The sequence below is a fragment of the Parafrankia irregularis genome, assembly GCF_001536285.1.
Classification (GTDB): domain Bacteria; phylum Actinomycetota; class Actinomycetes; order Frankiales; family Frankiaceae; genus Parafrankia; species Parafrankia irregularis.
Genome location: NZ_FAOZ01000005.1, coordinates 244,759 through 256,120, shown reverse-complemented (window position 1 = coordinate 256,120; position 11,362 = coordinate 244,759). Strand labels below are relative to the sequence as shown.

Sequence of the window (11,362 nt, the reverse complement as noted above, 5' to 3'; positions counted from 1 at the left end):
TCAGTCCACCAATCCGGCCAGCACGGCGATGGGAACGACCATGAAGCCCGCCGAGATGAGAACCGCCAGAACGGTCGCGGCGATCTTCAGGTTCTTCTCCCGGGCCGCGCTGTGCACGCCGAGGGTACGAGCAGCGCTCCAGAATCCGTGATGGATGTGTAGTCCGAGCGCTAGCATGGCGATGATGTAGAAGAGTGTGACCCACCACACGGAGAAGCTGGACACCACGTTGTCGTACGCGGCGCCTTCGACTCCGTTGCGGTTCAGCGTCAGAGCCGTGAAGTCGAGGAGGTGGTAAATGATGAACAGGGCGAGGACGATGCCGCCATACCGCATCGTGTTCACGGCGTAGCTGGCCTCGAGGCGCTGCCGGTGTGAGTACTTCTGCGGCCGGGCCTTGAGGTCACGCCGGCTGAGCTGGTAGGCCGACGTCGCGTGCAGCACGACTGCCACCGTCAGGACGGCCCGCATGATCCAGAGGAACCAGGCTCCGTGGAGCGCGGGGTCGCCGATCGTGCGCAGCCAGTGCGCGTACTCGTCGAAGCTGGTGCGACCGAAGAAGATCTTCAGGTTGCCCAGCATATGGACGAGTAGATAGAGCAGCATCACTGCTCCGGTGACGGCCATCACGGCCTTCTTGCCGATGGTCGACCGCCAGAAGATGCCTACGGGGGACGTAGGCCGCGCGTCGTTCGTTACAGCCACGCTGCGAACCCTAGGGATAAGTTCCCGAGTGGTCCAAGACATGATGGACCTGAGCTCGATAGCCTCTGCCTATCCTCGGCTACTCTTAGGTGTGCAGCTTCATCAGCTTGCGTATTTCGTCGCCGTCGCCGAGACCAGGCATTTCACTCATGCGGCAGAGCGTGAGCACGTGGCGCAGCCCTCCCTCTCGCAACAGATCCGTGCCCTGGAACAGGAGCTGGGAAGTCCACTCTTCAACCGAATGAGGGGGAACATCACACTGACGGTGGCGGGTGAGACCCTGCTGCCGCTGGCACGTCGGATCCTCGCCGACACCGAGACGGCCCGCCGCCAGGTGCAGGAGCTGCTGGACCTGCGCACCGGCACCGTCCGGCTGGGCGCGACGCCCAGCCTGTGCACCGGCTTCCTGCCCGACGTGCTGTACGCCTTCCACCGGGAGTACCCCGGCATCCGGCTGATCGTCGAGGAGGGCGGCTCCCGTGACCTCGTCCGTAACCTCGCGCAGGGGAACCTGGACCTCGCGCTGATCATCCTGCCGCTGCACAGCTCGGACCCGGCACTGTCGACGACTCCGCTGCTGCGCGAGGACCTCGTCCTGGTCACCTCGGAGAACTCGCCGCCACCCGCACGAGACGGTCAGCTGCGGGTGGGCGACCTGCGCGGGCGGCCACTGGTGATGTTCCGCCGCGGCTACGACCTGCGGGAGTTCACTGTCGGGGCCTGCCGGCTGGGCGGGTTCGAGCCGACGTTCGCCATCGAGGGCGGGGAGATGGACGCGGTCGTCGGCTTCGTCGAGGCCGGTCTGGGCGCGGCCGTCATCCCGAGCATGGTCGCCCGGCGGCAGCGGCTGCGCAGCACCTCGTTCGCCCCGCCGGGCCTGCACCGGACGATCGGGCTCGCGCACCGGCGCGATGTCGAGCCGCCGCAGGCGGCCCGTGAGCTGCGGCGCAGCCTGCGGGCCTACCTGAAGAGCACAGCCGCGGCCGGAACCCTCCCGCCTGGAACCGATCTGCTGCCGGACTGACCGTCGCGGACCTGCGTCATACGGTCAGATTTTTTACTTAGTTGTGATCATTGCCGTTCGCTGGTGATCCGGATCTGGCTAGCGTTGCCGAGATCGGAGCTTCTGGCGGTGGGTGACGGATTCGTGCACCCGAAGGTGGGTGCGTGGTCGTGACCGTGCTCGGTGATCGGGCCGAGCGCATCGGCCTGTGGGCCGGGATGCGCCGGCGGGCGGAGAGCACCCGGACCGGGCGGTCGACGGTGGCCGTGGCCGTCGCCGCACCGGCGCAGCCGGAAAGCTCATGGGAGCTCTCGGAGCGAGACGCTCCGAACGCTCGGGAGACTCGTGCGGGAGGAACTGTGAACAGCGTCGACGTAGCCCTCAAGGAGGCAATGGCCACCGAGGGTGCGATCGGGGTCGCCCTGGTGGACTTCACCAGCGGGATGACTCTCGGCACCCTGGGCAGCAGCCACAGCTTCGACCTGGAGGTGGCCGCCGCCGGCAACACCGACCTGATCCGGGCGAAGATCCGGACGATGGAGAGCCTGGGGCTCGCCGACACCGTCGAGGACATCCTGATCACCCTCGGGCGGCAGTACCACCTGATCCGCCTGCTGCAGAGCCACACCGGGCGGGGGCTGTTCCTCTACCTGGTCCTCGACAAGTCGCGCGCCAACCTCGCGATGGCCCGGCACCGGCTGCGCACCATCGAGTCGTCCCTCGACATCTGAGCGGCGGACGCGGCGCGGTGGCCGAGGACCTGCCGCTACCCGAGGTGAGGGCTCGCCGGGCCTGAGCCGAGGTCACCGCCGCGCGGGTGGCCCGGTTTGGCGAGTCGCAAGAGCGAAGGATTTTCGTCGTTCCGGCAACCAGGATCCCAACTTCTTGCGGATCGCCAGGTGCATCTACGCCCCTTTTGTCCAGCTTGAGATGAAGTGCTGGTGCTGGGTGGCGGTGCGGGATCTTCGATGGGTGGCCGTGCGGGCGAGGTTCGCCTTCCAGCGACCCGGCTTCGCGAAAGCCCACGCTGGTGGCCCGGATCCGCCGCGTCCCAGGATTCCGCCGCGGACTCTATGTGGCCTTTGCCGCACTCGGTGAAGCGGGGTGCCGTGGTGGTGGTCGCGGGCCGGCCCGGGTGAAGGATGGTGGTGTGACCACCACGCCGACACTGCGGATCACCGGGCGGGTTCTCGTCGGGCCCGAGGACGTGCGGGACGACGTCTGGGTCGTCGACGGGCGGGTGACCTTCACCGCGCCGGTCGGCGCTGCCGCGCGGGACGTCCGGACCCTTTCGGGCTGGGCGGTTCCCGGCCTGGTCGACGCCCACTGCCATGTCGGCCTCGTCTCCACCGGCGCCACCGACGCCCGGACCGCCGAGGAACAGATCCTCGCCGACCGGGCCAGCGGCGCCCTGCTGCTGCGCGACGCGGGATCACCGTCGGACACCCGGTGGATCGACGAGCGCCCGGAGCTGCCACGGCTGATCCGCGCCGGCCGGCACATCGCCCGCCCCAGGCGTTACCTGCGCGGCTACGCCGCCGAGGTGGAGCCGGGCGATCTCACGGCCGAGGTCGCCGAGCAGGCTCGTCGTGGGGACGGTTGGGTCAAGCTGGTCGGCGACTGGATCGACCGCGCCGAGGGTGATCTGGCGCCCTGCTGGCCGGCGGAAGCGGCCCGTGCGGCCATCGAGACCGCCCACGCGGCCGGCGCCCGGGTCACCGCACACTGTTTCGCCGAGAGCTCGCTGGTCGATCTCGCCCTCGCCGGCATCGACTGCGTCGAGCACGCCACCGGGCTCACCGGCGAGACCATCGGGCTGTTCGCCCAGCGCGGCATCGCGATCGTGCCGACCCTGGTGAACATCGCGACGTTCCCCCAGATTGCGGCCGGTGCCGAGGAGAAGTTCCCCGCCTACGCCCGGCACATGCGTGACCTGCACGCCCGCCGGTACGACACGGTCGCCAGCGCCTTCGAGGCGGGCATCCCGATCTACGTCGGCACGGACGCGGGCGGCTCGCTGCCCCACGGCCTGGTCGCCGACGAGGTCGCGGAGCTCGTCGCCGCCGGGCTCCCGCCCCGCGCGGCGCTCGGTGCGGCCTGCTGGGACGCCCGCCGCTGGCTGGGCCGACCGGGCCTGGACGAGGGCGCCTCGGCCGATCTCGTGGTGTACCCGGCCGACCCGACCGCCGACGTCCGCGTGCTGCGCGCCCCGGAGCTGGTCGTCCTGCGCGGTCGGGTGGTCTGACGGGCGGTCTGGCGGACCGCCTGACTGCCTGACGGGCAGTCTGACCTGGCCGGGTTGCGCCCGGGGAACCTCGGGCCCGGCCACTCGTTGTAGCCGGTGCGGGCTCTGACCCGGATGGGCGGTGCGGTCGCGCGGTGCGCGCGGTCGGGCGGTGCGGGCGGTGCGGCGGCACCCAGGAGCGGGAGGCCAGATGGCGGAGCTCGTGTCCGGAGCCAACACCGAGCTGTCCGGCACCGTGATCTCCATGGAGCTGCCAGGCCCCTTCGATCTCTCGGCGCTCGTGCTCGGGCCGGACGGGCGGGTGTCCGGCGATCGGGACATGGTCTTCTACAACCAGCGGTCGGCACCAGGCGTCATGCTGCGCGCCACGCCGGGCTCGCCGGCCATCGAGCTCGATCTGAGCCGGCTGCGCCCGGGTGCCGAGCGGGTCGTGCTCGTGGCCAGCCCGGCGGACGGCGTCACGCCCTTCGGCCGGCTGCCATCGCCGCAGGCGACTGTCAGCGCCGCCGGCCGCACCGTCGCAACCCTGCGCCCGCCGCCGCTCGGCACCCAGACGGTCCTGCAGATCGCCGAGATCTACCGGCGCGGGCCGGGCTGGAAGCTGCGAGCGCTCGGCGCCGGGTACGCGGACGGGCTGGCCGGCCTCGCCCGTGACTTCGGCGTCGACGTGGACGACTCGCCCCCGGCGCCCGCTCCCGGGCGGTCGGCGCAGGTGCCCGCTTCCGGGCGGTCGGCGCCGGTTCCGCCGCCCGCGGCCCCGGGGGACGTCCTCGCCGAGGTGCTGGCGCTCACCAACGCCGAACGCGCCCGGGCGGGGCTGGCCGCGCTGACCGCCGAGCCCCGGCTGGCCGCGGCGGCCGCCCGGCACAGCGCGGACATGGCCGCCCGCGGCTTCTTCGCCCACGACACCCCGGAGGGGATCAGCGTCGCCGACCGGGTCCGGGCCGCCGGTTACGACTACTCGGTGGTCGCCGAGAACATCGCCGCCGGTCAGCGGACGGCACGCGAGGTCGTCGCCGGCTGGATGGACAGCCCTGGGCACCGGGCGAACATCCTGCGGCCGCAGGTTCGTCAGCTCGGCGTCGGCCGGGTCGAGGGAGGCGAGTACGGCGTCTACTGGACGCAGGTCTTCGGGTCGCCCAGGTGATCCTCCGGGTGCGGAGGTGATCAGGTACCCGGTCGTGGTGCCACCGACAGGTGTGCGCGGGGCCTGTGGCGGATGTGGCGTAGGTCCGATTGCGGTGGCCGCGTCGAGCCGAAGGTCCTGACCACGCCGACCGCGAATCGGGCCGGGCGGGGCCGGAGATCGCAAATTGTGGGTGGTTTGCTTGCCGAGCAGGTCTTTGTGACCATACGTTCCCAGCTGTCACCGTGATCCGTGATCAGGGTTGTTCGCGTTGATCAGGTGGGTCCACGTCGCGTTCGTGGGCCATGTCCGGAGGCGCTCGTGGCCCTCCTTGAGCGCAGGCAGACACCGGCCACCGGTGTGATGCGAGGTGGTGGCCGTGAACGACGTCATGGGCTACGTCCTGTTGAGCCTGGGCACCGGTGCCCTTTACGCACTGGTCGCCACGGGTGTCGTGGTGGTGCAGCGGGGCGCAGGTGTCCTGAACATGGCGCAGGGTGCGCTGCTGGCCTGGTCCGCCTACGCGTTCCACGGCGCGAGCAGCGTCTGGGGGCTGCCGCGGGCACTGGCGGCGCTGCTCGCCGTCGGCTCCACGATGGCCATCGGGGTCGCCTTCCAGCACCTGGTGCTCCGCCCGATGCGCCAGGCGACGGCCGTGCTGCGCCTGATGGCCACGCTCGGACTGCTCATCGTCATCCAGTCGTCGCTGACCCTGATGTACGGCAGCGACGTGCGGAACTCGCCGACAGTCCTGCCGACGTCCAAGGTGACGTTGTTCGACACCGCGGTGGGTGTGGACGTCTTCACCCGCCTCGCGGTGGTGGTCGTGGTGGTGGCGGGGCTGTGGGCGGTGTTCCGGTTCACCACGCTCGGGCTCGCGGCGACCGCGGTGACGGAGAACGCGCGGGCCGCGGCGACCCTGGGCTGGTCGCCGGACGCCGTGGCGAGCTGGGCCTGGCTCGCCGGGTCCGCGCTGGCCGGGCTCGGCGGTGTGCTGCTGGCGCCGCTGCAGAACCCGCTGTCGGCCGGTGGGCTGATGCTGCTGATCGTGCCGGGCCTGGCCGTCGCCCTGGTCGCCCGGTTCAGATCACTGCCGGCGGTGCTCGTCGGCGCGCTGGCGCTCGCCGCGGTGGAGCTGGAGCTGCAGGTTCACCTGGTGGCGGACCATCCCGTCTGGCGGGGTGTGGACCGGGCTGTTCCGCTGGCGGTGATCGTGTTCTATCTGGCGGTACGCGGGCGCGGTATTCCCGACCGCGGGCATGTCGCCGAGCGTCATCCGTCGCTGGGCAGCGGCCGGGTGTACTGGCGGGCGCTGGGTGCCGCGGTGGCCGGCGCGCTCGTCTGCATCTGGTGGCTGCTGCCGGCGCCCTGGGTGAACGCGCTGAACGCGAACGCCATCTGGGCCATGATCATTCTTTCCGTGGTGGTGCTGGTCGGCTTCACCGGCCAGCTCTCCCTCGCCCAGCTCGCCTTCTCCGGGACGGCGGCCCTGATCGCCGGACGACTCGTGGCGGTGCAGGGGTGGCCGCTGGAGGCGGCGCTCGTCGTCGGGGTCGCCGGGACGGCGCTCGTCGGGGTGCTGTTCGCGCTGCCGGCGCTGCGGACCCGGGGCCTGCAGCTCGCCGTCGTCACCCTCGGCCTCGGTGCCGCGGTGGACGCCCTGCTGTTCCAGCGCGGGTACCACTCGCCGGCGCCACCGAGCCCGCTCGGTGACCTTTTCGGTGACCTCTCCAGGCTGGAGGGCACCGAGGTCGGCGACGCCACCCTCCTCGGCGTCCACCTGGACAAGGTCTCCGACCCGCGTGGCTTCGCCACCCTGTCCCTGCTGGCCTTCACCGTGCTGGCGCTGCTCGTCGCGAACCTGCGGCGCGGACGGGCGGGCCGGCGGCTGATCGCTGTGCGGACGAACGAGCGTGCGGCGGCCGCCCTCGGGATCAGCGTCGTCGGAGCGAAGATCTACGCCTTCGCGCTCTCGGCGGCGATCGCCGGCTTCGGCGGGGTGCTGTACGCCTTCTACGCCTACGGTGAGCGGGGCAACATCGACTACGGTGGCGGGCTGTTCTCGCCGTTCGCGTCGATCCTGCTGATCGCCTACGCGGTGGTGGGCGGGGTCGGCTGGACCAGCGGCGCCTTCGCCGGCGCGACGATGGCCGCCGACGCGCTGGCGACCCGCATCGGCGCCTGGGTGGGAAGCCTGCTGGCGCAGCTGGGTGCCGTCCTGCGGCTGCTGCTGGCCGCGCTCGCCGCGATCATCGGCCTGGCCGTCGGGCGCGCGGTCGCGCCGCGCCGGCCGGCGCCGGTGGGCGGACCGGCGAGCAGGCCGGCGGGCGGGTCTGAGAGGTGGCCAGCGGGTGAGCCGGCGCCGGGCGCGGGCGAGTCCGGGCCGCGTGGCGCCGGGCGCCTGGCCGGGCGTGCGCTGCCCTGGCTGACGGCCGCCGTCTGCGCGGGCGTCGCCTTCGCGGCGGGCGGGCGCATCGTCGACTGGCTCGCGGATCTCGACCGCTACGTCCCGCTGATCGGCGGTCTGGTGCTCGTCACCGTGCTGTCCCGGTCGGGCGGCGGCATGGCGCCGGAGAACGCCCGCAACGCCCGGCGTGTGCTTGAGCGCCGTTTCCCGGCCGCCCTCGAGCGGCGCGCGGCCGCGGACGCCGCCCGGGTCACCCGGCTTCTCGGCGCGGTGCCGGCGATCGGCACCGCCGCCGCCGCTTCGGCCGCTCCGGTAGCCCGCGCCGCTCCGGTTCCTCCCACCCAGCCCGCCGCTCCCACCCAGCCCGCCGCTCCCACCCAGCCCGCCGCTCCCACCCAGCCCGCCGCTCCGGCCCAGCCCGCTGCTCCCGCGGGGCTGGTAGCCACCGGGCTGGAGACCGGGCCGATGCGCCAGGTCGGATCGGTCGGGTATCCGGCCCGGCCGGCGACGCTCTCCGCCTGGGGGCTCTCGGTGCGCTTCGGTGCGGTGGAAGTGATCCGCGGCGTCGATCTGCGGGTGGAGCCAGGCCAGATCGTCGGCGTCATCGGCCCGAACGGCGCCGGAAAGACCACAGTGATTGACGCGATCACCGGCTACACGGGGTCGGTCTCGCAGTCGCTGATGCTCGGTGAGGCCCGCCTCGACCGCCTGCCGGCCCATCTGCGCGCCCGGGCGGGTATCAGCAGGTCGTTCCAGAACCTGGAGCTTTTCGAGGACCTCACCGTCATGGAGAACATCCAGGCCGCCTGCGACCCACGGGACGCCCGCGCCTACCTGGGGGACCTCGTGCTGCCCCGGGCCCGTCCACTGCCGGCCGCCGCGGCGGCCGCGGTCGAGGCGTTCGGGCTCCGCGCCGACCTGCTCCGCCCGGTGTCGGAGCTGCCCTACGGCCGCCGCCGCCTGCTGGCGATCGCCCGCGCCGTCGCGACCTGCCCGTCCGTCCTCCTCCTCGACGAGCCGTGCGCGGGGCTGGACGAGAACGAGAGCGCGGGAGTCGCGACGCTGCTGCGCCGGCTCGCGGACCACTGGGGCCTGGGCATCCTGCTCAACGAGCACGACATGGAGGTGGTGATGCGGATCTGTGACCAGGTCGTGGTCCTCGACGGTGGCGAGGTGATCGCGCGCGGCACGCCCGGCCAGATCCGCGTCAACGAACGGGTGCGCGACGCGTACCTGGGACCGGCCGACCCGGCCGTCGCGAGCAGTCCGACCGGCCCGGCCGGCCCGGCCGCCGGAACCAGGCGTTGACCCCCGGCATGGGGCCGCGCGCGGTCCCCGACGCGGGGCCCAGGAGCGGCACACCCGTCCTGAGCGCGCGCGGGCTGTCGGCCGGCTACGGGGACGCCGGGCCGGTGGTGCGTGACCTCGACCTGGAGCTGTGGCCGGGTGAGGTCGTCACGTTGCTCGGGCCGAACGGTGCCGGCAAGACGACGACGTTGCTGGCCCTGAGCGGTGCGCTGCAGCCGCGCTCCGGCGTCGTCCGCTGGGGCGGCCAGATCACGACCGCGCCGCTGCACCAGCGCGCGCGGGCCGGCCTCGCCCTCGTCCCCGAGGACAAGTCGGTGATCATGAATCTCACGGTTCGGGAGAACCTGCGGATCGGCCGCGCGGACGTCGGCCTCGCCCTGGAGACGTTCCCCGAGCTCGAAAGCCACCTCGACCGACGGGCCGGGCTGCTCTCCGGCGGACAGCAGCAGATGGTGGCCCTGGCCCGGGCCCTCGCCCGCCGCCCCGCCGCGCTGCTGGCCGACGAACTGTCCCTCGGCCTGGCCCCGCGCCTGGCCGAACGGCTGCTCGGTGTGGTCCGGGCCGCGGCGGACGGAGGACTGGCCGTGCTGCTCGTGGAGCAGCACGTGCGCAGCGCACTCACCGTCGCGGACCGGGTCATCGTGTTGAGACACGGGCAGATTGCCTGGTCGGGCTCCGCGGAACGGGCGCGGGAGGCTCCCGACGTTCTGCTCGGTGCCTACCTTCCGCTCGCCTGACGCGGGCGACCGGGCTTGACGATTGCGGCCGCCACATGGCATTTCGTATCAAGGGCGGCGAAAAGGGGCGCGGAGTCCGCCAGGTACTGCGCAAAAGTCGAGGATTCTGGTCGCCAGAACGACCACGATCCTCATTTCTTGGCAGCCAGCAGCCAGCAGCCAGCCGCCAGCAGCCGCCAGCCATAGCCCGAAGCCCGGGATTCTGCTCCATGCTCCGGAACGACCAGAATCCTCCGCTCCTGCGACTCGCCCGCCCGGTGACGGCCAGCGGGTCTCCCGGGCGGCGCCGATCAGACGATCAGCGCCGCCCGGTCCTGGTCGCGCTGATCAGGACGTCCTGATCAGGAGGCGCCCTGCTTCAGCAGGGTCATCGCGTCGTAGGTCTCCGGCCCGAGCGACACGAACCCGCCGGTGGCGCTGTCCCACCGGGCACCGCGCATCGTCGTGTTGAAGACCCGCTCGACGCCGGGAACGGGGTTCGGGGTGGTGAAGTCCAGCGGCGGAACCAGGCCGAGGTCGAGCCCCTTGGTCTTCCCCAGCTGGTCGAGCAGCGCCTGCGAGGTCAGCTCGCCGGGGACGGCGTTGCCGACCTTCTCCGCCACCTGCACGGAAAGCCAGGCGGCGGTGGTCCCGGTCGCCGAGCGCAGGTCGGCGGCGGCGTCAGCGTCGCCGGCCTTCTCCTCGGCGTCGAGCTCGGAGATCATCCGGGCCAGCTCGGGGAACTCGCCCTGCTGGCTGAGCTCTGGGAACGGACTGGCGACAACGAGGTTGTCGGCGGCCGCGCCGAGGCTGGCCAGGTACTTCTCCGAGAGAGTGCCGGCCGCGTGGCAGGTCCGCAGGCCGGTGCCCGCGCCCTTGATCACGGCGTAGGCGGCCTGGTCGAACACCACGAGCACCGCCCCGTTCGCCTTCGCCCTGGTGAGCTGGGTGACGGTCGGGGTGAAGTCGCTGGTGGAGATCGGGATGCGCAGTTCGGGGGCGAGCGGTGTGCCGACTGCCCGCGCGCCCGCCTGGGCCATCGTGATCAGCCGGTCGCTGTAGGACAGGTCGTACCCGACCAGGCCGATGCTCGACGCGCCGGCCTTGCGTAGCAGCGACGGGCAGACGGCCGGGTAGAAGGTGAGCGGGCTGAGCATGAAGCTCACCTTCGAGCTGAGCTCGGAGCCATCCGCCGCGATGCCGGCCGAACCGATGGCGGGGATGCCCGCCTGCTCCAGGATCGGCATGATCCCACCGGAACCGGAAACCGCCGACACGACGGCCAGGACCTTCTCGTCCACGGCCCGCTGGGCGCATTCCTTCGCGGCCGCGGCGTCGTTCTTCTCGTTGCAGTGCACGATCTCCACGGGATGGCCCTTGATCCCGCCGCGGACGTTGACCGCGCGGGCGGCCGCCTTCGCCGCCGCCACCAGCTCGGGATAGTTGCTGCCGGTGGTCCCGACCGGTGCGATGACCATGAGCTTGACCGGGGTGCCCGATCCGGCGGCCGCGCCATCGGAGGCGGTCCCGCTGCTGTCGTCGCTCCCACCGCAGGCGGCGAGAGCCATCGCGGCTCCGATACAGGCTGCGCCGAGCCGCAGGCCCAGACCTCGTCTCACCGGCTAGTCCTTCCTTGTGCTGCTGGCGGGCTGGCGGGGCGGCGTGTCGGGCGCAGGCACCCGCGCAACCCCGGAAAGCCCCGCCACGGTAGCCCTGTCCGGATGTGATCCCTACGGCAGGTGAGTCGAGAATCCGCTGGTGTGGCGTTTACCTAACGCTACGCACAGTTTTCGGGGATCTGCGGCCACGCCGGGGCGAGGCCGCACACACCCGTCCGGAGCAGCCGCGGATG

General features: G+C 72.1%; 8 protein-coding genes. 6 read left to right on the top strand and 2 right to left on the bottom strand.

The window, feature by feature from the left end; all coding sequences use genetic code 11:
* Positions 1-705, bottom strand: a complete 705-nt coding sequence (locus AWX74_RS10230; RefSeq protein ID WP_091274207.1) for a succinate dehydrogenase cytochrome b subunit — start codon at positions 703-705, stop codon at positions 1-3.
* Positions 706-796: 91 nt separating this feature from the next.
* Between AWX74_RS10230 and AWX74_RS10225 the strand changes: the two genes are divergently transcribed.
* The 6 genes from AWX74_RS10225 to AWX74_RS10200 all read left to right on the top strand — a co-directional run bounded on the left by AWX74_RS10225 (position 797) and on the right by AWX74_RS10200 (position 9,531).
* Positions 797-1,729 carry a LysR family transcriptional regulator gene (locus AWX74_RS10225; protein ID WP_091274204.1) on the top strand — a complete coding sequence of 311 codons (933 nt, stop codon included), beginning with the start codon at positions 797-799 and terminating at the stop codon, positions 1,727-1,729.
* A 338-nt stretch (positions 1,730-2,067) separates the two neighbouring features.
* Entirely contained in the window at positions 2,068-2,439 is a 372-nt protein-coding gene (locus AWX74_RS10220; RefSeq protein ID WP_091274664.1) for a hypothetical protein, read from the top strand.
* Positions 2,440-2,858: 419 nt separating this feature from the next.
* Complete coding sequence (locus AWX74_RS10215) at positions 2,859-3,953, top strand: amidohydrolase family protein (protein WP_091274201.1); 1,095 nt, start codon at positions 2,859-2,861, stop codon at positions 3,951-3,953.
* A 190-nt stretch (positions 3,954-4,143) separates the two neighbouring features.
* Positions 4,144-5,100, top strand: a complete 957-nt coding sequence (locus AWX74_RS10210; protein WP_091274198.1) for a CAP domain-containing protein — start codon at positions 4,144-4,146, stop codon at positions 5,098-5,100.
* 358 nt (positions 5,101-5,458) lie between these two features.
* Entirely contained in the window at positions 5,459-8,794 is a 3,336-nt protein-coding gene (locus AWX74_RS10205; protein WP_091274197.1) for an ABC transporter permease subunit, read from the top strand.
* Positions 8,795-8,802: 8 nt separating this feature from the next.
* Positions 8,803-9,531, top strand: a complete 729-nt coding sequence (locus tag AWX74_RS10200) for an ABC transporter ATP-binding protein (protein WP_091274194.1) — start codon at positions 8,803-8,805, stop codon at positions 9,529-9,531.
* A 341-nt stretch (positions 9,532-9,872) separates the two neighbouring features.
* Here AWX74_RS10200 and AWX74_RS10195 read toward each other — a convergent pair whose 3' ends face one another.
* On the bottom strand, positions 9,873-11,129 hold the full coding sequence (locus tag AWX74_RS10195; RefSeq protein WP_091274191.1) for an ABC transporter substrate-binding protein: 1,257 nt from the start codon (positions 11,127-11,129) through the stop codon (positions 9,873-9,875).
* Between the last annotated feature and the right edge of the window lie 233 nt (positions 11,130-11,362).

Bases quoted from the DNA above. Each gene is read 5' to 3' on its own strand.
- AWX74_RS10200 (WP_091274194.1), top strand. From the start codon at position 8,803: ATGGGGCCGCGCGCGGTCCCCGACGCGGGGCCCAGGAGCGGCACACCC.
- AWX74_RS10210 (WP_091274198.1), top strand. From the start codon at position 4,144: ATGGCGGAGCTCGTGTCCGGAGCCAACACCGAGCTGTCCGGCACCGTG.